The 25,276-nt window shown below is 65.8% G+C and carries 26 protein-coding genes and 1 pseudogene; 10 read left to right on the forward strand and 17 right to left on the reverse strand.

Annotated elements, in window-relative coordinates; genetic code table 11:
- Nucleotides 1-130 precede the first annotated feature (130 nt).
- Complete coding sequence (locus tag AC5RV1_RS16025; RefSeq protein WP_493995246.1) at nucleotides 131-1,375, forward strand: serpin family protein; 1,245 nt, start codon at nucleotides 131-133, stop codon at nucleotides 1,373-1,375.
- Nucleotides 1,376-1,381: 6 nt separating this feature from the next.
- Here the strand turns inward: AC5RV1_RS16025 and AC5RV1_RS16030 are convergent, their stop codons facing one another.
- Entirely contained in the window at nucleotides 1,382-1,666 is a 285-nt protein-coding gene (locus AC5RV1_RS16030; RefSeq protein ID WP_493995247.1) for a hypothetical protein, read from the reverse strand.
- A 99-nt stretch (nucleotides 1,667-1,765) separates the two neighbouring features.
- On the opposite strand from AC5RV1_RS16030, the gene AC5RV1_RS16035 reads away from it, so the two are divergent.
- Nucleotides 1,766-2,368 carry a TetR/AcrR family transcriptional regulator gene (locus AC5RV1_RS16035; protein WP_493995248.1) on the forward strand — a complete coding sequence of 201 codons (603 nt, stop codon included), beginning with the start codon at nucleotides 1,766-1,768 and terminating at the stop codon, nucleotides 2,366-2,368.
- Between the two features lie 17 nt (nucleotides 2,369-2,385).
- On the opposite strand, the gene AC5RV1_RS16040 is transcribed toward AC5RV1_RS16035, so the two are convergent.
- From AC5RV1_RS16040 to AC5RV1_RS16050, 3 genes are all read right to left on the reverse strand, one after another.
- Nucleotides 2,386-3,243 (reverse strand): hydroxymethylpyrimidine/phosphomethylpyrimidine kinase, encoded by an 858-nt coding sequence (locus AC5RV1_RS16040; RefSeq protein ID WP_493995249.1) that lies wholly within the window; start codon nucleotides 3,241-3,243, stop codon nucleotides 2,386-2,388.
- A gap of 133 nt (nucleotides 3,244-3,376) precedes the next feature.
- Nucleotides 3,377-4,294, reverse strand: a complete 918-nt coding sequence (locus AC5RV1_RS16045; RefSeq protein WP_493995250.1) for a TIGR01777 family oxidoreductase — start codon at nucleotides 4,292-4,294, stop codon at nucleotides 3,377-3,379.
- Between the two features lie 25 nt (nucleotides 4,295-4,319).
- Nucleotides 4,320-4,973, reverse strand: a complete 654-nt coding sequence (locus tag AC5RV1_RS16050; RefSeq protein WP_493995251.1) for a TetR/AcrR family transcriptional regulator — start codon at nucleotides 4,971-4,973, stop codon at nucleotides 4,320-4,322.
- 175 nt (nucleotides 4,974-5,148) lie between these two features.
- Here AC5RV1_RS16050 and AC5RV1_RS16055 point away from each other — a divergent pair, with 175 nt between their 5' ends.
- Nucleotides 5,149-5,892, forward strand: coding sequence for a queuosine precursor transporter (locus AC5RV1_RS16055; RefSeq protein WP_493995252.1), 744 nt, complete (start codon nucleotides 5,149-5,151; stop codon nucleotides 5,890-5,892).
- Between the two features lie 125 nt (nucleotides 5,893-6,017).
- Here AC5RV1_RS16055 and AC5RV1_RS16060 read toward each other — a convergent pair whose 3' ends face one another.
- The 7 genes and pseudogenes from AC5RV1_RS16060 to AC5RV1_RS16090 all read right to left on the reverse strand — a co-directional run bounded on the left by AC5RV1_RS16060 (nucleotide 6,018) and on the right by AC5RV1_RS16090 (nucleotide 11,665).
- Nucleotides 6,018-6,503, reverse strand: coding sequence for a putative endonuclease domain-containing protein (locus tag AC5RV1_RS16060; RefSeq protein ID WP_493995276.1), 486 nt, complete (start codon nucleotides 6,501-6,503; stop codon nucleotides 6,018-6,020).
- Nucleotides 6,504-6,860: 357 nt separating this feature from the next.
- Nucleotides 6,861-6,956 (reverse strand): annotated as a pseudogene (locus AC5RV1_RS16065) (type IV toxin-antitoxin system AbiEi family antitoxin domain-containing protein); the annotation flags it as partial.
- A gap of 148 nt (nucleotides 6,957-7,104) precedes the next feature.
- Nucleotides 7,105-8,442, reverse strand: coding sequence for a tRNA guanosine(34) transglycosylase Tgt (tgt, locus tag AC5RV1_RS16070; RefSeq protein ID WP_493995253.1), 1,338 nt, complete (start codon nucleotides 8,440-8,442; stop codon nucleotides 7,105-7,107).
- A gap of 32 nt (nucleotides 8,443-8,474) precedes the next feature.
- Nucleotides 8,475-9,200: an SRPBCC family protein gene (locus AC5RV1_RS16075; RefSeq protein WP_493995254.1), complete on the reverse strand. Its 726-nt coding sequence runs from the start codon at nucleotides 9,198-9,200 to the stop codon at nucleotides 8,475-8,477.
- A 92-nt stretch (nucleotides 9,201-9,292) separates the two neighbouring features.
- Nucleotides 9,293-10,291 (reverse strand): DUF6707 family protein, encoded by a 999-nt coding sequence (locus AC5RV1_RS16080; RefSeq protein ID WP_493946282.1) that lies wholly within the window; start codon nucleotides 10,289-10,291, stop codon nucleotides 9,293-9,295.
- 87 nt (nucleotides 10,292-10,378) lie between these two features.
- Nucleotides 10,379-10,918, reverse strand: a complete 540-nt coding sequence (locus AC5RV1_RS16085; RefSeq protein WP_104043177.1) for an NUDIX hydrolase family protein — start codon at nucleotides 10,916-10,918, stop codon at nucleotides 10,379-10,381.
- Between the two features lie 9 nt (nucleotides 10,919-10,927).
- Nucleotides 10,928-11,665, reverse strand: a complete 738-nt coding sequence (locus AC5RV1_RS16090) for a VOC family protein (RefSeq protein ID WP_493946283.1) — start codon at nucleotides 11,663-11,665, stop codon at nucleotides 10,928-10,930.
- Nucleotides 11,666-11,770: 105 nt separating this feature from the next.
- Between AC5RV1_RS16090 and AC5RV1_RS16095 the strand changes: the two genes are divergently transcribed.
- Entirely contained in the window at nucleotides 11,771-12,376 is a 606-nt protein-coding gene (locus AC5RV1_RS16095) for a YdeI/OmpD-associated family protein (protein WP_493995255.1), read from the forward strand.
- On the opposite strand, the gene AC5RV1_RS16100 is transcribed toward AC5RV1_RS16095, so the two are convergent.
- Nucleotides 12,377-13,603: a glycoside hydrolase family 76 protein gene (locus AC5RV1_RS16100; protein ID WP_493995256.1), complete on the reverse strand. Its 1,227-nt coding sequence runs from the start codon at nucleotides 13,601-13,603 to the stop codon at nucleotides 12,377-12,379.
- Between the two features lie 135 nt (nucleotides 13,604-13,738).
- Here AC5RV1_RS16100 and AC5RV1_RS16105 point away from each other — a divergent pair, with 135 nt between their 5' ends.
- Nucleotides 13,739-14,572 carry an SDR family NAD(P)-dependent oxidoreductase gene (locus tag AC5RV1_RS16105; RefSeq protein WP_493995257.1) on the forward strand — a complete coding sequence of 278 codons (834 nt, stop codon included), beginning with the start codon at nucleotides 13,739-13,741 and terminating at the stop codon, nucleotides 14,570-14,572.
- Nucleotides 14,569-15,792 carry an acyl-CoA dehydrogenase family protein gene (locus AC5RV1_RS16110; RefSeq protein ID WP_493995258.1) on the forward strand — a complete coding sequence of 408 codons (1,224 nt, stop codon included), beginning with the start codon at nucleotides 14,569-14,571 and terminating at the stop codon, nucleotides 15,790-15,792. Before AC5RV1_RS16105 ends, AC5RV1_RS16110 begins: the two co-directional genes overlap by 4 nt.
- Here AC5RV1_RS16110 and AC5RV1_RS16115 read toward each other — a convergent pair.
- Nucleotides 15,789-16,640 carry a DUF1684 domain-containing protein gene (locus AC5RV1_RS16115; protein WP_493995259.1) on the reverse strand — a complete coding sequence of 284 codons (852 nt, stop codon included), beginning with the start codon at nucleotides 16,638-16,640 and terminating at the stop codon, nucleotides 15,789-15,791. The genes AC5RV1_RS16110 and AC5RV1_RS16115 overlap by 4 nt on opposite strands.
- Nucleotides 16,641-16,733: 93 nt before the next feature.
- On the opposite strand from AC5RV1_RS16115, the gene AC5RV1_RS16120 reads away from it, so the two are divergent.
- The 3 genes from AC5RV1_RS16120 (at nucleotide 16,734) to AC5RV1_RS16130 (ending at nucleotide 20,729) form a co-directional block, all read left to right on the forward strand.
- Nucleotides 16,734-17,282 carry a hypothetical protein gene (locus AC5RV1_RS16120; RefSeq protein WP_493995260.1) on the forward strand — a complete coding sequence of 183 codons (549 nt, stop codon included), beginning with the start codon at nucleotides 16,734-16,736 and terminating at the stop codon, nucleotides 17,280-17,282.
- Nucleotides 17,283-17,395: 113 nt separating this feature from the next.
- Nucleotides 17,396-20,227, forward strand: coding sequence for a phosphoenolpyruvate carboxylase (ppc, locus tag AC5RV1_RS16125; RefSeq protein ID WP_493995261.1), 2,832 nt, complete (start codon nucleotides 17,396-17,398; stop codon nucleotides 20,225-20,227).
- A gap of 196 nt (nucleotides 20,228-20,423) precedes the next feature.
- The gene (locus AC5RV1_RS16130; protein WP_256246369.1) at nucleotides 20,424-20,729 is read left to right on the forward strand and encodes a hypothetical protein; all 306 of its coding nucleotides are present in this window, start codon (nucleotides 20,424-20,426) and stop codon (nucleotides 20,727-20,729) included.
- Nucleotides 20,730-20,735: 6 nt separating this feature from the next.
- Here the strand turns inward: AC5RV1_RS16130 and AC5RV1_RS16135 are convergent, their stop codons facing one another.
- From AC5RV1_RS16135 to AC5RV1_RS16145, 3 genes are all read right to left on the reverse strand, one after another.
- Nucleotides 20,736-21,356 (reverse strand): DedA family protein, encoded by a 621-nt coding sequence (locus AC5RV1_RS16135; protein ID WP_493946291.1) that lies wholly within the window; start codon nucleotides 21,354-21,356, stop codon nucleotides 20,736-20,738.
- Between the two features lie 74 nt (nucleotides 21,357-21,430).
- Nucleotides 21,431-22,399 carry an RluA family pseudouridine synthase gene (locus AC5RV1_RS16140; RefSeq protein ID WP_493995274.1) on the reverse strand — a complete coding sequence of 323 codons (969 nt, stop codon included), beginning with the start codon at nucleotides 22,397-22,399 and terminating at the stop codon, nucleotides 21,431-21,433.
- 95 nt (nucleotides 22,400-22,494) lie between these two features.
- Nucleotides 22,495-23,070 carry a TetR/AcrR family transcriptional regulator gene (locus tag AC5RV1_RS16145; protein ID WP_493995262.1) on the reverse strand — a complete coding sequence of 192 codons (576 nt, stop codon included), beginning with the start codon at nucleotides 23,068-23,070 and terminating at the stop codon, nucleotides 22,495-22,497.
- A 79-nt stretch (nucleotides 23,071-23,149) separates the two neighbouring features.
- On the opposite strand from AC5RV1_RS16145, the gene AC5RV1_RS16150 reads away from it, so the two are divergent.
- On the forward strand, nucleotides 23,150-23,665 hold the full coding sequence (locus tag AC5RV1_RS16150; protein ID WP_493946293.1) for a DUF4188 domain-containing protein: 516 nt from the start codon (nucleotides 23,150-23,152) through the stop codon (nucleotides 23,663-23,665).
- Nucleotides 23,666-23,696: 31 nt separating this feature from the next.
- Here the strand turns inward: AC5RV1_RS16150 and yczR are convergent, their stop codons facing one another.
- The gene (yczR, locus tag AC5RV1_RS16155; RefSeq protein WP_493995263.1) at nucleotides 23,697-25,241 is read right to left on the reverse strand and encodes a MocR-like transcription factor YczR; all 1,545 of its coding nucleotides are present in this window, start codon (nucleotides 25,239-25,241) and stop codon (nucleotides 23,697-23,699) included.
- Nucleotides 25,242-25,276 lie beyond the last annotated feature (35 nt).

A 25,276-nucleotide genomic window follows, 5' to 3' on the forward strand; every position in this document is an offset into this window, starting at 1 on the left:
AGACCCTAATGAGTGCAAAGCGTGACCGAATAGGCATCGCCTGATGCCGCCGTCGCTGTTTCACTGGGAGGAGGCGGATTCCCGCCATCGTCTGCCGGGGGAGGCAACAGAGGTGTTTCGTTTTCAGCGGATGATTGCATTGGGTGCCCTGATAGGACTGGCAGCGTGCGCAGCCCCGGCGCCGCCGGGGTTACTCACGGCCGACGGCGTCGAACGGCTGGCCGTGGACCGTGACGAATTCCGCGAGGAAGTGTCCGCCTATCGGGATTCCGCGTTCAGGCTGGGTAATGCTCTCCTGGCCGTAGGGGGAGAAGGCAACGTTGTTGCGTCACCAGGAAGCCTGCTGATTGCCCTGGCCATGTTGCGCGCCGGCGCCTCTGGGGAAGCCGCCGCAGAAATGGACGCGGTACTCGGACTTCCGGAAACGGCGCGGGATGAAGCCATGAACGCTTTGCTCGCCTCCTTGGAGGAGCACGACGGCGATCCGGGGTCCGTTGACGAGGAGAACCCGCCTGCCAAGCCGCTCCTGCACACCGCGAACGGCTTGTTTGTGGACAGGAACGTCTCCACCGGCGAGGACTATCTGGAGACTCTGGCGGAGCACTACGGCACGGGAGTTTATCCCGTGGACTTCCGTGACGAGTCACAAACCAAACCCGCGATGGATGCGTGGGTCAACAGGAACACTGGCGGCAGGATCGAGAAGGCGCCCGCCCGGTACGACACGAGGAACACCTTCAGCCTCCTGAACACCGTCTATTTTGCCGCCGCCTGGGATGTTCCGTTTAATGCCGAGGCCACGTCGGATGCACCGTTTGCCACGGGACAGGGCGGCCGCGTGAGCGTGCCGATGATGCACGGCCAGCAGGACATGGCATTCGCGGAGGGGCCCGGCTGGCAGGCGGTGGACTTGCCTTACGGAGAGGGGTTCGTGATGCGGCTGGTGCTTCCCGCTGAAGGTTCCGACGGCGGTGCCTCACTTGAAGCGGACCGGCTGGCCGAGGTGGCACGAGCGCTGGAAGGAGCCGAGCCCGAGATCGTCCAACTGGCGCTGCCCACCTGGGACCACAAGAGCAGTTTCGACGTGCGGGCCGTTCTAGAACAACTGGGGCTCGGCAAAACCTTGGAAACCACCCGCGACTTCGACGCGATCCAACCGGGCCTGATGGTCACCCAGGCCGCGCAGGACGCGAACATCACAGTCGCGGAAAAGGGGACGGTGGCCGCCGCGGTCACCCAGATCAACGGCATGGTCACCAGTGCCCCGCCCCAGCCCACGAGGTCCATCACCTTCAACCGGCCGTTCCACTACCAGATTGTGCATGTGGAGAGTGGCCTGCCGCTGTTCATGGGAAAGGTTGCGGACCCGCGCTGACTTGCCTTAGCGGCCGGACCTGCCACCGGGACGGCGGCGGCGGATGGCACCGTATGCGGCGAACAGGCGCGGCAGCACAACATACACCGCCGCCGGAACGACCACCAGGGTGAGCGCCAGCGCCCTGAGGACCGGGTGCCAGTTTTCCATCAGCGGTGCGCTTCCCATCATCCCTAGCGCCACCAGCGGAAAGATGGCCAGCCACGTAATGACAGCACGGACGTGGACCGAAGGGGCGGCAGGGGACACGGGGCTGGTCGCGGGCGCCGCGGGGGCGGTAGTGCTATTCACGGGAATCTCCAACTGTCTGGTTGCTTTTGCTGGGATTGACACTAGACCTGGACGAGCAAAACTGCAACCACCTAGTTGGAATTGGCGTAGGATGAGGTCATGGCCTGGGATACCGAACGCACCAAAGCGCTGCTGCTCGCGGCCGCCACGGAAGAATTCAGTGAGAAAGGCCTGGCAGGCGCCCGGGTGGACCGCATTGCGGCGGCGGCGGGCGTGAACAAGGAGCGCATCTACCAGTACTTCGGAAAGAAGGACGACCTTTTCGACGCCGTGCTGGCAGCAGAAATGACGAAGGTGATGACCGAGGTGCCTATCGAGGGGCATGGCGTCGCAGCCGTCGGGGAATACGCCGCCAGGCTCTTCGACCGTCATTCGAGGGACACCGCTCTGGCGCGACTCCTTTTTTGGGAGGGGCTGGAGCGCGGGAGCCAGACAGTGGACCGGGCCACGCGCGCGGACCACTGTGCCGTCAAGGTGGACCAAATGCTCGCAGTGCTGCCCGGGATCGACCGCACGGACGCTGCAGACCTCGTCATCACCATCGTGACGCTGTGCGATGGCTGGCAGGTGCTGCCCCAGATCGACGCACTATTGGCCGGATCGGCTCCTGACCGCATGGACCGCCGTCGGGCCTTTGTTTCGCGGACCGCACGGCTGATGGCTGAAAGCCTCCTTGAAGGAGTTCCGTCGCCTGTGGCTTAGCCCTGGGTAACCAGTAGCTAGCTGGCGCCGCCCTGCCAGAGGGCATCAAAGGGCGCGCCCGAAGCTACGCGGTTCCGGATCCCCGCAGTGACAAACGCTTTTGCTGTGCGGGCAGCCTGCAGCGGCACCGCGCCCTTGGCCAGCTCAGCCGTTACTGCAGCGGCGAGGGAGCACCCGGCGCCGGACACCGCGACGTCCCCGACCTTGGGCGCGCTCAGCACCTCGAGCGTTTCGCCGTCATAGAAAACGTCGACGGCGTCGGGGCCAGCCAGCCGCACGCCACCCTTGGCCAATACTGCTGCTCCGCTGATTTCGTGGATGCGCACAGCCGCGGCCTTCAAGGATTCGACGTCGGTGATCTCCATCCCAGACAGGGACTCGGCTTCAAAGTGGTTCGGCGTCACGAAGGTGGCCAGCGGGAGGATCTGTGCCTTCAGCGCCTGGTCCGTGTCCAATGCGTGCCCGGGCTCCTGGCCCTTGCAGATGAGAACGGGGTCCAGGACCACGTTGCGGAACTGACCCGCATCGAGGGCACCCGCCACGGTGCTGATGGTGGCCGGACTGCCCAGCATGCCGATCTTCACCGTCTCCAGGACTGACGGTGCGCCGGAGTCCCGCCCGTAGGCCGCCGTCGTCGCCTCCAGTTGGTCGGCGATCACCTGCTGGTCAACGGGCACAAAGCGGTGGTTCCAGCTGTCGTTCGGGTTGAAGGACACGATGCAGGTCAGGTTGGCGATGCCAAAGACGCCGAGCTCCTGGAAGGTCTTCAGGTCGGCTTGGGCGCCGGCGCCGCCGGTGGCCTCAGAACCTGCGATCGTCAGGACGACGGCGGGAGCAGCAGCGGGGGAGTGGACATCGGCGGAAACAGAAGTCATGGCACTATCCTGCCATTCGGCGTCGCCCGGCCGCTTTGTATGCCTGAACAGCAGGCGGCGCCGCCGGTGGTCAGGGCTCCAAAGGAAAGGGCCTCGGCCGGAACGGTTCTGCCTCTGTACCGAAGCGGCCGGGTCAGGATGTCCCTTTGGCGATCTGCAGGAGTGCTCTGCCCAGTTCAGGCTGGCTGTAGATGAAACCGGAGTTCAGGAGCTTCTGCGGCTGGACCCAGCGGCTTTTCAGGACCAGTTCGGTCTCCGTTCGGATCAGTATGGCGCCAAGCTTCAGCAGCCAGGCGGGAGTGGGGATGCCGAATCTGGCTCCATAAGCCCGGCGGACCATGCGCATAAGCTCGCGGTTGTCCACCACATCGGGCGACGCCACGTTCACGGGGCCGGCAATGTCCTTGCGGGCATACACAAAGAGCACCGATCGGTAGAGGTCCTCCACGTGGATCCAGCTGAATTTTTGTGTGCCCGGGCCCATCCGGCCTCCCAAACCCAGCCGGGCCAGGTTGGCGACAGGCCGCAGCGCTCCGCCGCCCGGGCCCAGGACGATGGCAATCCGCAGCGGGACCTTCCGTGTCCCGGGTGTCACCGCGGCTTCCAGCTCCGCTTCCCACGCGCGGGCCACATCCACCGAAAATCCCGTGCCCAGTTCGCCGTCCTGTTCGCTCTGGGGTCTATCCGTGGCATGACGGTAGATTGTTCCGGTGCTCGCGTTGAGCCAGGTCGACGGCGGCTGCCGGCAAAGTGCCAAGGCCCGGCCAAGAGCCGCCGTGGTGGAAACGCGGGACTGCAGTATGGCTGCCTTGTTCCGGGCGTTGTAGCGGCAGGAGACCGAGCGCCCGGCGAGGTTCACCAGGAGCTCTGTTCCTTCGAGCACCCTGGCGATAGCGCCGTCGTCGTCTTCCCACGTGGCCGACGGCGAACTCCTGGCGCCCTTGCGGCCAACGGTGCGCACGGTCCAACCGTCCTGCTCAAATCGAGCCCGGAAGTATCTGCCGATGAAGCCGGACGCTCCGGCCAGTACCACCGTTCTGGTGCTGCTCATCTTTCCCCCTGTGTTGTTTCGGTACTTAGCCGCGGATGCTGCGGCTCAAGCTGAGGACGTCGTCCAGGATCTTGCTAACCCCTGGAATCCGCGCCAGTGAGAGCCCCCTTGTGATCAGAGGAACGGCTCCGTCCACCAGCCGCCGTGTCCGCTGCTGCCCTTCCGAAGTGTCGTATACCCAGAAGAGGGTGACGCCCAGGTAGCAAAGCCACAGCAGTTCCGGAAGATCGGCCCTGAGCTTTTTCGGTGCCGGAGGCTTCGCATCCTCCACCGCCCTGCGGAAGATGTCCAAGGAAGCCTCGCGCGCAGCCGTCGAGCCGGCGGCGAAGGGATTTACCGGGGAGGTGGGACGGATGGCCGTCGCTACGAAGTCGGCGCCAAACCGGTGGTAGGGGGCCATGACGTCCAGGCCGGTGTGGAGGGTGGCCTTGAGCCGGCTCGTGAGGTCAGCAGCATCGTCAAGCGCTTCGGCAGCCTTGGCCGCATGCTCCGCCTGGACCTGGAGATACAGCTCATGGACCAGATCGTCCTTTGACGCGAAGTAGTAGTAGGCGTTGCCCACCGATACGCCGGCTTCCGCAGCGATGGCCCGCATGGTGGTCTTCGCGAAGCCGATCTCCCGGAACATCCTTAGGGCGACGTCCGCAACCAGCTGGCGGGTCTGCTCGCTCTTCGTCACCGTTGGGCTCCTGAGGGTTTTGAACGTGTTCAAGAAGTATCGCACGAATTGAACGTGTTCAGATCCAGTTCTCCTTGCGCTGGCGTTGGATGGGACAATTGGGCGGACAGTGCTAATACAGCCGGCGGCCTTCCCAACTTCGGACGCCGAGCGAACCACTTTGAACGGACTCGCCATGCCCTCAGCCTCAGGCCACAACGCCCTGCCCGAAACAACCCCGCCAGGCAGCGCGGCCAGGTTCGCCTCGATCGGTTCCCCCTACTTCGGGATCATGCTGGCGTCCATGGCGGTGGTACTCATCCTGTCCAACATCGGTGCGTCCAAGGGGGTAGCCATCGGGCCGATCATTACGGACGGCGGCTTCTTCCTCTTCCCGCTGGCTTACATTTTGGGCGACGTCATCAGCGAGGTCTACGGCTTTAAAGTGGCCCGCAAGGCCATCTTCACCACCTTTGCGCTGTCCGTCTTCGCGTCCCTCTGCTACTGGGTGATCATTGCCCTGCCCGGCTTCGACGATGAGTTCGGATCGTCCAAGCAGGCCGCCCTGGAAGGCGCCTTGGGCCCGGTGCCGCAGATTGTGCTGGCTTCGCTGCTCGCGTTCCTCGCAGGGCAGACCATCAACTCGTGGATCCTGGTCAAAATGAAGGCCCGCTCCGGCGAGAAGTCCCTGTGGACGCGCCTTATGGGTTCGTCAGGCGCCGGCGAGTTCGTGGACACCCTCATCTTCTGCAGCATTGCAGCGTCAGTTATTGGCATCACCGACTTCGGAACCTTCGTGAACTACGTGGTGGTGGGCTTCGTTTACAAGACCCTGGTGGAGTTCATCTTCGTGCCTGTGACGTTGCTGGTGATTGGTTGGGTCAAGAAGCGCGAGCCGAGCTACGGCGTTCCGGTCGCTGCGGTCAACGGCAGGGCGTAGCGGCCACCGGCCGTCGACTGACCACCAAGGGTTGCGCTCGCCGTCTATTCGGCCGGTTCGACGGTTCCCGGCCGGTTCGATGTCCGCAGCCGTCGAGTGTGCAGGGAACCGTCGAACCGGGGGCGTCATTCGTCCTGCGAACCCTGGGCCAGCGCCCGCAGTACCCGGTACTTGAACTCCGCCTCGTTGAAGAGGTGTTTCCATTCAACCCGGAGGAAGGTCCAGCCTTCTTCCAGGAGGGCCTTTTCCCTTCGTCTCTCCTCATAGAGGACCTCTTGAGTTGGCCGGTATTCGAAGTACTTGGACTTGCCGTCAAACTCAAGAGCCACCTTCCGGGCAGGCCAGGCGAAGTCCAGGCGGTGATGGCCCAAGGTTGTATGCACCACGTACTGCAGCTCCGGCGCCGGGATCTTCAGCCTGTGGATGAGCTCCCGGGTGAGGCTTTCTCCAGCCGACTTTGAACGTGGGTCAGCCAGTTCCAGGGCCTGCCGCAGGGTAACGACTCCGTTGCGGCCTGCCAACTCGGCGTATAGCTGTCGTAGGAGTGGAAGGTCAGCACCCAGCCTGGCAGCGTGGTCTATCAGGATTATTGACTGGCGAAGATTGAACATCAGACAGCAGTCCACCACTGTGCGCTCCAACGTCGTGCAGGGCAAGCCTTCCACAAACGATACGTCCCGGCTGTTGAGCTTCCTCGTATGGGCAATTACATCCCGCCCGTGTGAAATTCCGGACGGGCGGCCCGACTGCGTCAAGTGCACCACCTCGTCGACGTTCCACAAGTGAAGCCGCCGCAAGCTGGCACTCGAGGTGTGGCTGTAAACAAAGCCGCCTGCCGACGTCGTAAGTGTTCCGTGTGCGTGCGCATGCACGAGCTGTCGACGGCGTCCCGACGTTTTCAACCCAGTCCACCAGCTGCCACGCGCGTAACAACCGCGCCGTATACGGACCAGGACTCCTTTGCGGACCAGTGCAGCGATGGCCCGGGAGTTCAGCCCTTGCTCCAGGAGTTCACTGGTCCGCCAGAGATTCGCCGTGGAAGAAAGTGCAGCACGTCCGTTCATGGCTCCAGCATTGCCGCGCCCCACCTCGGACGCCCAGCGCCGGGCAACGCCATGTGGACAAGCCCGGTTCGACGGTTCCCTGCGGACACGGTCACTCGGGACGTCGAGTGCGCAGGGAACCGTCGAACCGGCGGGAGGCAGCCCCCGCTCAGGAGTAGTACTGCCCCAGTGTCTCGGCCTTGAAGTCGAAGAAGGTGCCGGATTCGATGGCCAGCCGGGCGTCGTCCACCATCTTCACCACGAACCGCTCGTTGTGGATGGAGATCAGCGTGGCGGACAGCATTTCCTTAGCCTTGAACAGGTGGTGGATGTATGCCCGCGAATAGTGGGTGCACGTGTAGCAGTCGCAGCCGTCCTGGAGCGGGCCGAAGTCGCGCTTGTACTTGGCGCCGGACAGATTGAAACGCCCGAAAGGTGTGTAGAACGCCGAGTTTCGCGCCACCCGGGTGGGGGAGACGCAGTCGAAGGTATCGGCCCCGTTCTCGATGGCGGTGAAGATGTCATCCGGCTCCGAAATGCCCAGCAGGTGGCGGGGCTTGTCCTCCGGAAGCTCCTCGTTGCACCACCGCACGATGGTTCCCAGGTTCTCCTTCTCCAGCGCCCCGCCAATGCCGAACCCGTCGAACGGCATGGCGCCCAGGTCCCGGCACGCCTTCCGCCGCAGGTCCTCGTACTGCGCGCCCTGGATCACGCCGAACAGCGCCTGGTACGGCTTGCCCACCCGGGACGAGGTCAGGCGGAAGTGCTCCTCGATGCAGCGCAACGCCCACAGCCGGGTGCGCTCCAGCGATTCCTCCTGGTAGCCGCGCGAGTTCTGCAACGTGGTCAGCTCGTCAAAGGCGAACATGATGTCCGCGCCGATCTGGTGCTGGACCTGCATTGAAATTTCGGGGGAGAAGCGGTGCTTGTCGCCGTTCAGGTGCGATTTGAACCAGACGCCGTCGTCGTCGATGTGCGCCAGGCGCTCCTTGCCTGGGGCGACGGCGTCGTCCGGCCCGGAGGCGTCAACGGACTTCATGTCGATGACTTTTTTGAAGCCCGAGCCCAGGCTCATCACCTGGAATCCGCCGGAGTCGGTAAAGGTGGGCCCCGACCAGTTCATGAAGGTGCCAAGGCCGCCTGCTTCGTCGAGGATGTCGGCGCCCGGCTGCAGGTACAGGTGGTAGGCGTTGGCCAGCAAAGCCTGTGCGCCAAGGCTTGACATCGATTCCGGCAGCACGGCCTTCACAGTGGCTTTGGTTCCGACGGCGATAAAAGCCGGAGTCTGGATCTCACCGTGGGGCGTGGTGATGGTCCCGGTGCGTCCCAGGAATTGGCCGCCATTGGAGGCAACTTGGGCGGCCGACGGCGGGCACGTTTCGGCAAGGCGGGTGCCCACCCGGAAGCCGAACTCAGACTGCCGCGCCACGCCAGGGGACGCAGGCCCGGGGCCGGGGTCAGTCGCAGCGGCAGAAGCGGAAGGAGCAGAAGCAGGGTTGGCTGGCACCGTACCAGTGTGCCAGCAATCGCGCGGCTCCCTCAGCTCACCGTTTCGGATGTGGGGTAGTTCTCAGCCCGCCACGAGTCCCAGGAGGTGCGGATCGATTCGAGCCTGGCGGCACCCAGGCCATACGTTGAGGCGATCACCATGGACCCGCCGTCGGGCCGGACGTCCTCAATGGCGAGCTGATCGGCGACCACCAGGAGGCCGTCACCATGGTCCGCGTAGCTGTGGACCGTCAATCCTACCTGATGGTTGGTCCGGTACCAGACCTTTCCGGAGATCTCCTCACCGGTGGCCAGGGTCACCTGGTAGCTGTCGCCACGTGCGGGGAGCTCGGCCAAGCCTAGTTTTTCAATGGCGGAACCCGGTCCGCCCGGTACTTGCAGGAACAGGGTATGGCGCTTGCCGTGCGGGTGGCGTTCCAGGGCGAAGCGGAGCTGCTGCAGGAACATGAGCCAGCCCTGGGTGATGTCCTCGTCCCAGGCCGCCCACTCCGAGTTGTGGTCCACGGCAGCCCGTGTCACGCTCACCAGGGTCCCCTGCGGAACTGGCCTCAGCTCGAAGATATCCCCGCCGTGGACTGTCAGGCTGGTGTGGTCCGGCGATTCCTCCACGTCCGCGGAGAAGTAGATTTCCTTGATCTCGTCATCCAGGTCCTCGGCTTGCCAGCCATGCCATTGGGCGACTTTGGACGGTTCGCGCAGCATTGTCCAAACCTGCGGCGCGTCAGCATTGATCACCACGCTCAGATTGTTAGTCATAGCCCCGAATGTACAACTCCGGCCGGGCGCCGGGTAGGGGCAATTACTTCAGCCAGCCCGCGGCAGTGCCGGGGACGCCCAAGAGGCAGAAGTCAGGAGCGGACAGCCTCGAGTTCGTTGCTGATCCGGCGTTCCAGTTCGCCCAGCCCGATGGTTTCCGAACCCCCGTGGGCCCGGAGGAACAGCAGGGATTCGAGCCGCAGCAGCCGCCATTCCCGCTCTGCATCGTGGTTGGAGTTGTCGATGGACCTGAAGATTTCCTTGTCATACAGGTTGGGCTCGTTGAGCGAGCGCTGCCGGACCTTTGCCGCCATCCTAGCCTTGAACTGGTCGGTCTCCTGGTTTTCCGGGGTACGGATCAGCCGTTCGTAAACCTCCGCCCGCTCCTTTTGGCCGTCCTGCCGGCAGATGTAGCTGGACAAGGCCAGGGACGCTTCCACCGAGGCCCAGCGGCCGGGATTCCCGTCATAGGGCAGGACGTTAAGCAGGTCCGCGACGGCCAGGGAGCCGTCGGCGTCCTTGAGGGTGATAAAGAGTTCGTGGGCGAGGTCGCTGAGGTCCTTGAGGCAGCTGCCGGACTTGAAGTTGACGCCCTTGGCCAGCCGGTCAGCGAGGAGCAGCACCCCCATCGCGTCCGGGTGGGCTTCCGCCGCGGCTTCCACCACCGATTCAGGCGTACCATTCGCAGCGGGGATCAGGGCGAGTTCCTCCTCGCTGGGGCCGCTGGCCGCCGGCGGAACCGGGGGAAGGGGAGGTACGACGACGGCGGGAGCCGCTGGTGCCGCGGCGGGAGTTTCGCCGGGCTGCTCCTGCCCGGCCTCCTCCAAGGGCTTCCCGGCCAGCGGAAGCTGCGTCACGGCGTCGGCCTCTTCGTCGGTTACCGTCACGGTGGTGCCAACGGCGATGCGCAATGTCCCACCGCCGGCCAGGCTGGCACGTACCACGGCGGGGGCGCCGAAATCGTCCGATTCCAGCTCCACCTGATGGATCTCCGCCGTCCGTTCACCGCCGGGCAGGAGGATGTGGTCGCCGGCGGTCAGGAATCCAGCCTGCTGTTCACGATGGTGCCGGGCGGCTGGTGTTTCGGTCATGGGAGTCCTTAAGTTCTCTTGCGGTCCGCCCTACAGTCTACAAAGGAGGGTGCCGAAAGTCGGGGACGCCGGGTGCGGCCGAGGGTGTCAGAACCCCACGCCCGCGAAAGCCAGCGCCTGGCGGATCAGGCCGCCGCGCCCGCCGGTGAACTCCACCTGGACACCGGGACTGAGGACTTCCTCCGGGGTCATCCAGGTGAGTTCAAGGGCGTCCTGGCGGGGCTCGCATTCGCCGGTCACAGGGATCACGTAGGCCAGGGAAACGGCGTGTTGGCGCTCATCGGTGAAGCCGGTCTGGGACGGGGCGGGGAAGTACTCCGCCACCGTGAAGGGGACCGGGCTGATGGGCAGTTGCGGGAACGCCAGCGGGCCGAGGTCCTTCTCCATGTGCCGGAGAAGGGCTGCGCGGATGGTCTCCCGGTAGATGACGCGGCCGGAAACGAGCGACCGGACCATGGTGCCGTCCTCGTCAGCCTGGAGAAGGGTTCCAACCTCATTGACGAAGCCCAGCGGATCCAGCCGGACTGGCACAGCCTCGACGTAAACCATGGGCAGCCGCCCGCGCGCCTCAAAGAGGTCTTCTTCGGAAAGCCAGCCGGGATTCGGGTCAGGTGTGCGCACGTTCATGGTTAAGTTCTACCCCATGGGACGCCGCTCGGAGATCCACACCGTCGCCGGCACATGGGGCGCGGCGGGCCCCGCATCCGGATTGGCCACGTGGAGCGTCCTGCCAAAGGCCTCTTCGGTAATGCCGGGGTGGAAGCCGGCGGCGGCAAGCCGTTCCCGCAACGGTTCCAGGCCGCCGCCGTACTCGAAGCCGAGCCCCGAGCGTGGATTGCCCGACGCCGGGCGCACCAGTAGTACGCCGCCGTTCTTGGCGGTGAAGTCTGCGGTCTCGTCGGCGTCCGGCACCGGGCGGGGGCGGGCGCCGATGTGCCGCAGGGTCTGCGCAGCGGCGGCGGCGTCCTCCGTCAACCAGACGCCGACGACGGCGAGGGCCGGGTCCGCGCCGCCTGCCTGGGCGGTGCCGGGGGCAGCTTTGTCGGCCAGGAAACTGAAACCGTCCGGCCCGGTGATCCTGCAGGCTTCACCATGGTCTGCGGTGATGATTTCCGCGGGGGTGGTTCCTTCATCCTGTGCGGAGAGGTTGGTGCGGCGCGCGAACTCAGCCACATCGCCCACCTCCACTGCAAGCGCTGTGCTTCCGTCCTCTGCTGCTCCTTCCGGTACGCCATGGAGGGCAAGGCGGCCCGAGCCGGCGTCGAAGACCTGCCATCCGGGCGAATTTTCGGTGCAGGCCAGGCCCAGGGCGGTGAGCAACTCCGCCCAAGCGTCGATCCTTGCGGTGAAATGAAGCGGGCGGACGCGGAGCATGGCTTCCCCTTCGCATAGTCAACGGGACTTTGGTGCCATCCTGCCACGTGGTCCGCCCGGTGTCGCCGCACTTGTGCTGGTAGACGGCAGGAGCAGAATAGGGCGATGGCTGTTGAACTTGAGGAACTGCTGGTGCCCGACGCCTCCGCCTGGCGCAGCTGGCTGGAGGAACACCACAGGACCAGCCCGGGCGTCTGGCTGGTCCTGCATAAGAAGGGCGGAAAGGTCACCGAGCTGGACTATGCGGCTGCCCTGGACGAGGCACTCTGCTTCGGCTGGATCGACGGCCAGGCCCGGCGCCGGGACGCGGAAAGTTCCTTCCAGCGCATGACGCCCCGCGGACCCAGAAGCCCGTGGTCGGCAAGGAACGTCACGTATGTGGCCCGCCTGGAGGCCGACGGCCGGATGACTGACGCCGGGTGGGCGGCCGTGAACGCGGCAAAGGAAGATGGCCGGTGGGATAAAGCCTACGAGGGACAGGCAAACGCCGAAGTTCCGGGGGACCTGGCAGCGGCAATAGCCGCGGTTCCCGCCGCCCAAGCCATGTTCGACGTCCTCACCAGGACCAACCGCTTCGCCCTGATCTACCGGACCAACGCGGTCAAGCAGGCAGCCACCCGGGAACGGAAGATCGCCGGGTTCGTGGAGATGCTGGCCCTCGGGGAGGCGCCGTACCCCCAGAAAAAGCGCCCGCCGGGAGTGTCACAGTAATCAGTCGGCGATGGTGATCGAAGCGGCGGCCTCGAACGCCATCCAGGCCTGCAGCTGCGTGGAGAGTTCGACGACGGCGCCGGGCGGGTGGGTGGCGTCCGCGGGGGCGGCGGCGTGCCCCGAAAAGATGTACCGTCCGGGCCGCCCCGTGCTGAGGGCTCCTTCGCTTGGGGCAGCAAGCCGCTTCCCCTCCCACAACGCCCCGGCAGTGTCGAATACCAGCCGGGCTGCTGTAGCCCTGGTCCGCTCGGGAAGCCGGGCATCGACGGCGGCGAGGGCAAGATAACGGCACAGGATCCCGGTGAAAAGACCGCCGTCGCCCGTTCCCTCGCAGCGGAGCGCTGTCCGGCGGGCAGGCGCGGAGACTGTGGCTGCCGGGTCAAGCTGCACCGGAACCGTCAGCAGCCGTGCAACCCCCTCCACCACGTCAGCCGCCCGGGCGAGATTCGCGTCCCCGCCCAGCTCAAGCTGCGCGCCCAGGACCGGGCCCTGGTTGTAGGTGTAGACCGCCCTGTCGATCACCACGTTCCCTTCCGGGTCCATCCGGGCACCGTCCAGGTAAAGGCCCTGGTTCGGGTCAAAGAGGGTGGCGTCCAGCCAGTCCAGCAGCGACTGCGCCTTTGCGCGGTGGCCGGTGCGGGCGTAGTAGAGCGCAATGGGCGCTGTGGCGGGGGTGTTCTTGAAGTCCCGTTTTTTGCTCCAGAAGGCACCCCCGCCCATGTCTTTGGTGCAGGCGGCGTCGAACTGCAGGGTGAGGGATCTGCGGACGCCGGCGTTGCGGCGGCGGCCCGGCTTGCAGGTCTCCTCTGCCAGCTGGTCGAGTCGGAGGACGGCGAGGGCGAGCCAGGCCATGTCGTCGTAGTAGTTGTTCACGAACGTGAAGGCGTTGCGCAACCACATTCCGGTCACCAGCCGGGAAGCGAGGCTGCCGGCACTGGGCTTGCCGGCACCATCGAATCTGGCTGCGGGCGTGGCGCCGGTGCGCAGTTCCCGCCGGCCCGCATCCACCAGGCAGTCGGCATAGTGGGCCTGCCACCAGTAATGCCAGGGATGGAGCAGTGAGCCTTTCAGGCCGTCCCGCCAGGCAGGGGCGGGCCACTTCACCGCGCCGAGGTGCGTGCCGGGCAGGAAGAACAGCTTCCTGCCGAAGAGCGCCGTTACCGACCGTGCGGCCTCGTTGGCCCTGTCCGCCCAGTCAACGGGAAGGGAAGCATCCGCGGAAGTCATGGCTTCAACCCTAGCCGGGCACAGCGGGGTGCCCGCGGAGGGCCGATAGTGCGGACCCGCTGTAATTTCAGTTAACATGCACTAACTAATGCTTCGCGATTTCCTGCCGAAGCAGTCACGCATCAAGGAGGATGTATGGACGCCACAGGCAGCGTTGCGTTGGTAACCGGAGGCGCCTCGGGCTTGGGGGCCGCCACTGCCCGCAGGCTGTTCGACAACGGGGCAACAGTGGTGTTGGTTGACCTTCCGTCCTCGGCGGGCGCAGCCCTCGCGGAGGAACTGAACGCGCTGAACAGCGGGCGAGTCAACGGCCAAGCCGGAAGTCCGGCGGGGAGCCAGCGAAAGTCCGCCGTCTTTGTGCCCGCGGACGTGACGAGCGAAACAGACGTGCAGGCCGCCGTCGATACCGCCAACGCCCTCGGACCGTTGCGGATTGTGGTGAACTGCGCAGGCATCGCCACCCCGGGGAAGGTGCTGGGCCGGGAGGGCGTGCTTCCGCTGGAGGCGTTCAACCGGGTCATCCAGGTCAACCTGGTGGGGACCTTCAACGTGCTGCGCCTGGCGGCAGCGGCAATGGTGGCCACCGAGCCGGCCACCACAAGCCTGGGTGGTCCCGAACGCGGTGTCATCATCAACACCGCGTCGGTGGCTGCTTTTGAGGGACAGATCGGCCAGCCGGCCTACGCTGCTTCCAAGGGCGCGGTGGCGGCCATGACCCTGCCCCTCGCCCGGGAGTTCGCGCGCTCGCTGGTAAGGGTGGTGGCCATCGCTCCGGGAATTTTCGAAACGCCCATGATGGCGGGTTTGCCGCAGGAAGCACAGGATTCCCTGGGCGCCCAGGTGCCGCACCCCTCACGGCTTGGCAAGCCCGAAGAATACGCCAACCTGGTTGCGCACATCGTGGACAATGCCATGCTCAACGGTGAAACCATCCGTCTTGACGGCGCCATCCGGATGGGGCCGAAATGACAAACGCCGCCCGTGAAACCGCTCCAACCATGTCCGGCTTGCCTTCGGCGGACTTCTTCGGCGTCGAATCGCTGCTGAACCAGGCAGAACGGGAGAAGCTGGCCGAACTGCGGGAGTTCCTGGCAACGGAGATCGCCCCCTACGCGGGGGAGTGGTGGAACAAGGCTGAGTTTCCGGCGCACATCCTGCCCAAACTGGCCGCCCTGCAGCTCAGTACCCCGGCGCAGCGCGGTTACAGTCATCTGTTCGCCGGACTGGTGATCGCCGAGATGACGCGCGTGGACACCTCGATCGCCACGTTCTTCCTGGTCCACCACGATCTTTTTGTTGAGTCGCTGTATGCCTTCGGCACCGCGGACCAGAGGCAGCGGCTGCTGGACGACGCCGCCAACCTGCGCATCACCGGGGCTTTCGCCCTCACTGAACCGGACCACGGCTCCGACGTCGCCGGAGGCATGGAGACCCGCGCCCGGAGGATCTCATCCACCACGGGAAAGCCCGACGCCGGCGGGGACACCTGGGTGCTGAACGGCGCCAAGCGGTGGATCGGCAACGGAACGTTCTGCGACTACATGTTGGTCTGGGCCCGGGACGAGGCCGACAGGTCCGTACGGGGCTTCATTGTGGACGCCACCCTGCCAGGGGTCAGCCGGTCCCGGATCGAAAACAAGATAGCCCTGCGGACAGTCCAGAACGCCGACATCGTTTTCGACAACGTCCAGGTGGCGGAGGCGGACCGCTTCGCTGCCATTAACAGCTTCGATGACACCAACGAGCTGCTGCGGGGCTCGCGCATCATGGTCGCCTGGCAGGCCGTGGGCCAGCAGCTGGCAGCGTTCGACGTCGCCCGGCAGTACGCCGTCGAACGCCACCAGTTCGGACGCCCGCTGGCACAGTTCCAGCTGGTCCAGCAGCAGCTGGTGACCATGCTGGGCAACGCGGTGGCGAGCATGGCCATGATGGCGGGACTTGCCCGGCTGCAGGACGAGGGCGCCGCCGACATGCCGCACGTGGCCCTGGCCAAGTCCTACCTCAGTGCCCGGATGCGGGAGACCGTGGCGCTGGGCCGTTCGATCCTGGGTGGGAACGGCATCGTGACCGACTATCGGATGGCGAAGGTTTTCTCGGACGCGGAAGCCATCTACACCTATGAGGGGTCGTTTGAAATCAACACCCTGATCGTGGGCCGTGCCGTCACAGGAGTCTCGGCCATCGTTTAGTCCTGGGTGGGTGAGCTGCCAAAATCACCTGGCGGGTAGGGCTGCATCTCGCCCGCCTCGACACGTATGTCCAGCGAGTTGTTCTTCACGGGCATGGGGCAGGTGCCGTAGGGGGTGAAGGCGCTGGGATAGTTGATGGCGCGGTTGAAATCCAGGACCACGGACCCATCCGGGCGGGGCCGGGACAGGGCGAGCTTCCGCCAGTCATCGGTGGTGTCGCCGTTTGTTTCATCGTGGAAGGTCACGGTCAGGGCGCCGAGCTTTTCCTCCTCCGCCTGCAGCCGGAACTCGTGCCCGCTGCCGGGAAGGCGGAACGCGACGTCGCCCACCGTGCGGTGAATGCCGTCCACCAGAGGGTTGGCCGTGGCGATGGGCACGTCCACGGGCTCGGCGTAGGGCTCGAACGTCCCGGTCACCTCCCAGCGGGGGTCGTACGGGTAAGTGGGAACGCCCTCGAATTCGGTAAAAACGGGCGACCCTGCGTCCCGGGTGCGGATGGCGTACCTGCCTCCGCGCACGGCCAGCTCGACTACAACCTGCGCCCCATCCACGCCGCCGAATTGGACCCACATCAGCGACTCCTCGTCGGCGAGGGCAGCGGAAACGGTGCCATTGACGGGTTTGCCCGACTCCACCAGTGACAGCCCGTCAGCCGGCACTGCGGTGACTGTCGCCGTCGTACCGTCCGTTGACCACAGCCCAGGCGCCAGTTCGACGGCGGCGGGGGAGTCCTCCAGCCACTGGAAGGAGGTGAGGGTCAACCAGCCGTGGCGGGTGGCAAGGGCCTTGTTCCGGTTGTTGCGGAAGCGCTGCCAGCGCTCCACCTTGGCGGCGGGATCGGTGCTCATGGTTCCTTTCGGAGGTCTGCCTGCCCCGGCTACAACCGCGCATGGCAGGCGTTCATTCCGCGGCAGGCCTGTCCGCACTGTTGAATAGGTGGCGTGGATATTTTGGCGGGCGTAAGTAGTGAGTGGCTTAAGTGGTTGACGTGGATTGCTGCACTGGCTTCCGCGGCGGTGGTGCTGCTGTTGCGGCGGCCCCGGCGTCCGGATTTGGCCCTGTTCACCGGCGTCCAGGTATTCATTGCCGCAGGCCTCGCAGCCGGCATCTACGTCCTGAACCATTTGGGCGAAGGCCGCTGGGGCGGTGATGAGGAAGCCAAAATCGATCCGCCGTCGCTCTCGGAAACTCCCATGGTGGGGCAGTTCCTGGAACCGCTGGACGGGACGCTCAGCGGTGTGGCCGACGTGGTCAACGAGTTCGTGGACTTCCGTGCAGCCTTTCCGGTGGCGCTGGACTTTTTTGTTGCGGCCGGCTGGGCCCTTGCTGCCGCCGTTCCGGTGGGGCTGTGCGTCCTGATCGGCAACGCTTTGGAAACCAAACGCCGGAAGGCTGAATTTGCTTCCTCCCAGAAGGAGCTGGCACAGCTGCGGGCGGAGCTTGAGCGCGTGAAACATCATGTCGGTTACCCGGCGGACGACATTATCTGAGACGGGATTGCCCCGAGGCGCCGGACTGCGGGTAGCATCTTTAGCTAGTTACGTGGCTCACAGTATCCAGCGCAGTGTACGAGCCAAGTCCGAACCCTCGAAAGATAGTTTCCATGGCTCACACTGCAGCAAATCCCGAAACCGACCTTGCCTCTGAACTGAGGGCAGACGTCCGGCGCGTCTCCACTCTGCTCGGCGAATCGCTGGTCCGCCAGCACGGACCCGAGCTCCTGGACCTCGTGGAGCAGGTGCGCCTCCTCACGAAGGAATCCAAGGAAGCTGCCCGCGGCGGTGCGGACGCCACCGGGCCCTGGAGCGCGCACGACGTCGTTGCCCAGGTCCGCGAGCTCCTCGGCTCCCTGCCCATCGAGCAGGCCACCGACCTGGTGCGGGCGTTCGCCTTCTACTTCCACCTCGCCAACGCCGCTGAACAGGTCCACCGCGTTAGGGGCCTGCGGACCCGGGAGGAAAAGGACGGCTGGCTCGCTAAGACCGTCAACGAAATCGCCGAACAGGCCGGTTCCGGTGTGCTGCAGGAAGTAGTCAACGGGCTCGATGTCCGCCCCATTTTCACCGCGCACCCCACCGAGGCCTCGCGCCGTTCGGTGCTGGACAAGATCCGCAAGCTCTCCGACGTGTTGGCCCAGCCCACTGCCGAGGGCACTACGGCGCGCCGCCGCCAAGACCGCCAGCTCGCCGAGATTATCGACCAGATGTGGCAGACCGACGAACTTCGCCAGGTCCGGCCCACCCCGGTGGATGAAGCCCGCAACGCCATCTACTATCTGGGCGGCATCCTCACCGATGCCATGCCCGAAATGCTGACCGAACTCGCCGAACTGCTGGGCGAACACGGTGTCAACCTCGCGTCCCAGGACGCCCCGATCCGCTTCGGTTCCTGGATCGGCGGCGACCGCGACGGCAACCCCAATGTCACCGCGGCCGTAACCCGGGAAATCCTGCAGATCCAGAACCAGCACGCCGTCCGGATCAGCATCGGCATGATGGACGAACTGATCTCCATCCTCTCCAACTCCACTGCCCTCGCCGGCGCGGACAAGGAACTGCTCGATTCCATTGAAGCCGACCTGAAGAAGCTGCCCGGACTGGACCGGCGCGTCCTGGAGCTCAACGCCCAGGAGCCCTACCGCCTGAAGCTCACCTGCATCAAGGCCAAGCTCATCAACACCGGCAAGCGGGTAGCTGCAAACTCCAACCACGAGCATGGCCGGGACTACAGCGGAACCGGAGAACTCCTCGCGGACCTCGAACTGTTGGAGCTCTCGCTCCGCAACCACTCGGCGTCGCTGGCCGCCGACGGCGCCCTTGCCCGGGTCCGCCGCGCGGTCGCCTCCTTCGGCCTGCACCTGGCCACCCTGGACATCCGCGAACACGCAGACCACCACCACGACGCCGTGGGCCAGCTCATGGACCGGATCGGCGGGCCCGGGCTGCGGTATGCCGAACTGAGCCGCGGGGAGCGCTTCGAAGTCCTCGGCTCCGAACTCGCGTCGCGCCGGCCGCTGTCCGGCCACCCGATCAAGCTCGACGGCGCCGCTGACGGCACGTACGACGTCTTTCGTGAAATCCGGCGTGCCCTGCGCGCCTACGGCCCGGACGTCATCGAGACGTACATCATCTCCATGACCCGCGGCGCCGACGACGTGCTTGCCGCCGCCGTCCTGGCCCGCGAAGCCGGTTTGGTGAACCTCTTCGGCGAAAAGCCGTACGCAAAGATCGGGTTCGCGCCGCTGCTGGAAACGGTGGAGGAGCTCCGCGCCTCCGCGGAAATCGTGGACCAGCTTCTGTCCGATCCCTCCTACCGCGAGCTCGTGCGCCTCCGCGGGGATGTGCAGGAGGTCATGCTGGGCTATTCGGACTCCAACAAGGAATCCGGCGTGATGACCAGCCAGTGGGAAATCCACAAAACCCAGCGCAAGCTGCGGGACGTCGCCGCCAAGCACGGCGTGCGCGTACGCCTGTTCCATGGCCGCGGCGGGTCGGTCGGCCGCGGCGGCGGACCCACCTACGACGCGATCCTGGCCCAGCCGAACGGCGTCCTGGAAGGCGAAATCAAGTTCACCGAGCAGGGCGAGGTTATCTCGGACAAGTACTCGCTGCCAGAACTGGCCCGCGAAAACCTCGAACTGTCCCTCGCCGCCGTGCTGCAGGGTTCAGCCCTGCACCGGGATCCGCGCACCTCCGCGGACCAGCGCGAACGGTACGGGCACGTGATGGAAACCATTTCCGACGCCGCCTTCGAGCAGTACCGGAAATTGATTGATGACCCTGACCTGCCCGCCTACTTCCTGGCCTCCACGCCCGTGGAACAGCTGGGCTCCCTGAACATCGGTTCCCGCCCGTCCAAGCGCCCGGATTCCGGCGCGGGGCTCGGCGGCCTGCGCGCCATCCCGTGGGTGTTCGGCTGGACCCAGTCCCGGCAGATCGTCCCCGGCTGGTTCGGCGTGGGCTCAGGCCTCAAGGCTGCCCGCGGGGCCGGGAACTCTGCGCAGCTGGTGGAGATGTGGGAGAACTGGCACTTCTTCCGGTCAGTTCTCTCCAACGTCGAGATGACCCTCGCCAAGACGGACCTGGACATCGCCGGGTACTACGTGTCCACCCTGGTGCCCAAGGAGCTGCACCACATCTTCCGGGCCATTCGCGAGGAATATGAGCTGACCGTGGCCGAGGTCCAGAACCTGACGGGCGAGAACCTGCTCCTGGACGCCCAGCCCACGCTCAAACGCTCACTCGAGATTCGTGACCAGTACCTCGACCCCATCAGCTACCTGCAGGTGGAACTGCTCCGCCGTGTCCGCGCGGAAGCTGCCGAGGCCGCTGAGAAAGAAGACGGCATCAGCGGCGCCGAGATTGACGAGCGCCTGCAGCGCGCCATGCTGATCACCGTCAACGGCGTGGCGGCCGGCCTCCGCAACACCGGGTAACCCCCCCAAACGCTCTCTCACGTGATGTGGCGTTTTTCCGGACGCTCTCTCACCATGAACTGAAGCAGCTCATGGTGCGGCGTTCAGCATTGCCTGCGTTAGGTGATGAGGCGTTTGGGCATTGCCTGCGTTAGGCGATGGAGCGTTTGGGGTTTTCCGGCATTAAGTGGGAGAGCGTCTGGGTAGGGTTGGAGGCATGCCATCGTTCCAAACCCGCCTGAAGATCACCGGCCTGCGCCCGGGCAATCCGCCTGAAGCCGTTATGGATGCAGCGGTGGAGGCGCTGGAAACACGCCACCACGTGGAGTCGAACCAGCTGCAGATTGCCGGCGGAGTGCCGCAACTGAACCTGCGATTCCTCGTTGAGGCGACCGAGTACAGCGGTGAGAACCAGCAGGCGCTGGAATCGGCAGCAATGATGCGCGACGCCGTCGAACGCGTTGCGCTGACCGGCTCGCTGATGGTGCTACGCCGCAACAGGGGCCGCTGGGCGCCTGTCTAAAAGGAGCTACGCCAGAGGAGGGTCCGGCTCCTCCACCGGCGATCTGTTGCCGCGGCGCCGGGTCACAATGATCCCGACGACGACGCCGATCACCAGTCCCAGCGCCACGCCGATCAGCGAACTGGCCCAGAAGGGCAGGCCCGTGGCGGAACCGGTGAAGTAGCCCAGGCCGACCAGCCAGCAGGCCCAGAGCAACGCCCCGAGCCCGGCGCACAGGCTGAAGCCGCGGACCGAAACGTTCGCGATCCCGGCAGCGGCGGACGTGGCAAGCCGTCCGCCCGGAATAAACCTGGCCCCGATGATGGTCCCGTATGTGGACGAACGGCCGGCCTTGGCGATGGCGTCGTGGATTCCGGAGTGCACGCGCCGGCCCCATCTCCAGCGGTCAAGGACGTGGCTCAGCCGCTTCCTGAACAGCTGGAACACCACTACGTCGCCCAGCCAGGAGGCCACGGCGGACAGGGCCACCACCAGGAACACGTTGGCCCGGCCGTCAGCGGAAAGCGCTCCGCCGGTGATCACCACCATCTCGGAAGGGACCGGCGGAAAGATGGCGTCGCCAAGCACGATGGGGATGATCCAGAAATAGATCGCCGTCCCCCAGCTGTCAGCGCTGCCGAAGTCCATTGCCACAAAGGTACCCCACTTTGGTTCGGCCAGGCCGGGGAGTCAGGGGTTTATGCGGGCAGCCGGCGTATGCCTCAGGTACGGCTTCGGGCTGCTTCGCTGAGCTGCAGGCGGCTGCGGTACTCCACCGGTTTCCCCGAGATGGGGTCCACGAACCGGATGCCGCGGGCCAGGAGCTGCAGGGGCTTGGTGTAGTCGTCCGGAGCCTTGTCCAGCAACTCCGGGTAGAACGAGTCATTGACAATTCCCAGCCCCAGGGACGCCATGTGCACCCGCAGCTGGTGGGTCTTTCCGGTGTGGGGTTCCAGCCGGTACAGCGCACGACGCACGGGACGGCCGGGTGCCGCAGCGGTGGCGGAAGCACCGCCGTCGAACGTTTCCAGCCGTTCAATCCGCGTTTCGGCGTTGGGCTCGCCGTCTATCACCTCGGCCAGCAGGTAGCTGCGGGACTTGGTCATGCGGTTGCGCACCACCACGGGGAAGTCGACGGCGGGGTACCCTCCGGCAGGCTCTGCGGCGGACACGCACTCGTAGTTTTTTTGAACCTGGCGCTTTTCGAAAAGCACCTGGTACTTGCCGCGGGTGTCCGGGTTTGTCGAGAACAGCAGGACGCCGGCCGTCATGCGGTCGAGCCGGTGCATGGGAATCAGGTCCGGCAGGTCCAGCTGGTTCCGCAGGCGCACCAGGGCCGATTCCTGGATGTAGGTGCCGCCGGGTGTCGTGGGCAGGAAATGGGGCTTGTCCACCACCAGCAGGTGCTCATCCTGGTGCAGGATGCCCAGCTCCACCGGAATGCGGGCTTCTGGCGGCAGCGTCCGGTAGTACCAGATGAACGTATGGTCCTCCAGCGGCGTGGACCGGCTCAGTGGGGTGCCGCCCTCACCAACGATCTCGCCGGCGTCGAACCTGTCCTCGATGCCCTGCGGATCAATATGCCCCCAGCGGTGCATCATGTAGTCCATCGCGGTCTCCCACGGGCCCTCCACCGGAAGGCGCAGGCGGGTGGCGTTGACGCCGTCGCGCACGGGGAGGGGGGATTGCATCACCAAACAATTCTACGGGGTGCGGTTGCTGCCTGAAGCGCTCCTGGGTCCACGCACGTCCGAAGCCCTGTGCTTTTTGCAGCTTGTGGTCCCTGTCAGGCGGCCCAGCCGCGGGCAATGGCGTCAAGGGCTGCGGTGTAGGCGGCTGCCCAGTCGGCGTCCGGCGGGCCGACGTGGGCGAGCTCGAGGCTCACCAGGCCGTGCACCTGGCCCCAGATCGCGAATGCGGCCACCTCAACCGGCGCCGGCAGCAGGACCCCCTCGGATTGCGCGGCGGCGACGGCGCCAAGGAGCGGCTCCATGGCGTCGGCGGCCGCCTCCGGGCTGGGCTGGCAATCAACGTATGCCGCCAGCGCGCCGCCGAACATCAGCCGGTACAGTGCGCGGTGCTCCAGCGCCCAAACCCTGTAGGCGACTCCAAGGTCACGGAGACCACCCGGTGCAGCGGCGACCTGCGAGTCCCGGAACGACCTGAACCCGCCATCCACCACTGCCGTAAGGAGCTGGGACTTCCCGCCGAACAGGGAGTAGACGGCAGTAGTGGAAGTTCCTGCCGCCGATGCCACATCGCGCAGGGTTACCCTCGCGGGCCCGTCCCGGTCCACGAGTTCAGCTGTTACGGCCAGCAGTTCGTGCCTTAGAGAATCGTTGTGCACCACGGGTCTTGCCATGAGGTCCATTGTTTCATAACCTTGTTTTGTAACAACGTTATGAAACGACGTTACGGAAACCAAGACCAAGGAGCTTCCCATGGCACACAGTGTTTTTTCTGGTCGGTACACCGCCGACCCCGGCCGGGAATCAGTCACTGTTTTCCTGATCGGCATGCGGGCAAACCGGTGGTGGAAGGCGGCGACGGTTGCGAAGGTCGCTGCCGCAATGCCGCGCATGCTCAAGCACCTGGCGGGGGACCCGTCGGCGGGAATGCTGGGCTATGAGCAGTGGTTCGGCCGGACCACCATGCTGCTCAGCTACTGGGAGAGTCCGGACCATCTGCGGAAGTTTGCCGCGGACCGGGAGTCCCCGCACCTGGAGCCCTGGCGCCGTTTTATGAAGGAAACTGCCGGAAGCGGAGATGTGGGCGTCTGGCATGAGACCTACCAGGTGCCGGCGGCCGGGATAGAGGTCATCTACAACGGGATGCCCCTGTTTGGGCTGGCCAAGGCCACCGCCCATGTCCCTGTTGGGGCCGGGACCAATACCGCCAGGCAGCGGATGGGCAGGTCCGCCGCACCGTCCGCCGCACCGTCGAGCCCCGCCCGGTAATCCTGACTCCCGCCAGGCAATAGCGACGCCGTCAGGCAATAGCGACGGCGGGCGCGTCCTTGAGGGTCCGGCGGAGCTGGGGGGCGGCGTCCAGCCGGTCCTGCGCCGAGCGCAGGGCAAGCACCGCGGTCTGCAGCTTCTCCGGCGGCAAGGTGAACGGCACCCGGAGGTAGCGTTCGAAGGCTCCGCCAATCCCAAAGCGGGGCCCTGCCGCGAGCCGGATCCCATGTTCGGGTGCGATGACCGTCAGCGCCGTGCTGATGGGCGCAGGCAGTGTGCACCAGACGGACAGGCCGCCGGAGGGGTACGCCGTTTCCCACTCCGGCAGGTATCCGGCCAGCAGTTCCAGCAGGGCGGCACGGCTGTCCCGCAGGGCAGTAAGCCGGGCCGGCAGCGGCTCGTCCAGGGCCCGGACGAGATGCGCACCGGCCAGTTGTTCCATAACAGGTCCGCCCAGGTCCAGGGAGGTCCGTGCAGCCGCGAAACGCTGGATCAGGTCCCCGGAAGCCCGGATCCAGCCGGTGCGGAGACCCGCCCAATGCGACTTGCTGAGCGAGCCGATGGTTACCACTGCCGGACTGAATGCCGCCACCGGAGTGGTCTCGACGCCGTCGAGGTTCAGCTCCCGCAAGGTTTCGTCCACCACCAAAGTTGTTCCCGCGGCAGCCGCCGCCCTGACCAGGAGGCGGCGTTGGAGGTCGGGCATCACTTGTCCGGTGGGATTGTGGAAGTCCGGCACCACGTATGCGAGTTTGGGCCGCTGCTGCATCAGGGCGGCCTGAAGTGCCTGCATGTCCCAGGCTGGAGTAACCCGCATGCCGGCACCGACACCGGCCGCGGCGCTGGAGAATGCCACTGGAGTTGGCCGGCAGCCGGCGGCGCGGATGCCATCAAGGGCGTTCGGGTAGCTGGGGTGCTCCACCAGCACCCTGTCCTGCCGCCCGGCCAGGGCCCGGAGGATGATGGTCAGGGCGTGCTGCGCGCCCGACGTCACCAGGATCTGGTCCGCCGTAGTCGGTGCCCCCGCTGCCGTGTACCGGGCCGCTATTGCCTGGCGCAGGGGGAGCAGGCCGATGGCGTCATAACCGAATCCCGGGAGCAGTGCCGGAAGCTCGGTGAGGGCCGCCGCGAACGCGCGGTGTACCACCACACCGCTCGCGGGAAGGGACGCGTAGGCGAGGTCGATCAGCCCCTCCGGCGCGGCCAGTCCGGGTGCCGCGAGTCCGGGTGCCGCGAGTCCCGGCCCTGCCGGTGCTGGACCAACAGGCATTGGGCCGGTGAGCAGCAAGCCGCCGGCCGGTGTCGTGCGTGGAATCCGGGTCCGGCTCCTGCTGCCTTGGCCGCTGGTCAGGAACCCCTGCTCCCGGAGGAGGCCGTAGGCCGCCGTTACGGTGGTGCGGCTGACGCTCAGGGATTCGGACAGTGCGCGCTCGCTGGGCAGCGCGGTGTCCAGCGCCACCCTGCCGTCCAGGACCAGGAGGCGTACGACGTCGGCCAGCTCGCGGTAGGCGGGCGCCGCGCCAAGGTGCCACGTTCCGAGAAGGCGGGCAAGGGCAGCAGCGCTGAGAGGGGACATAAGGCCAGTATCCCAAACTGGCTATGGAATTCAAT

The sequence above is a fragment of the Arthrobacter sp. Hb9-2 genome, from assembly GCF_059091165.1.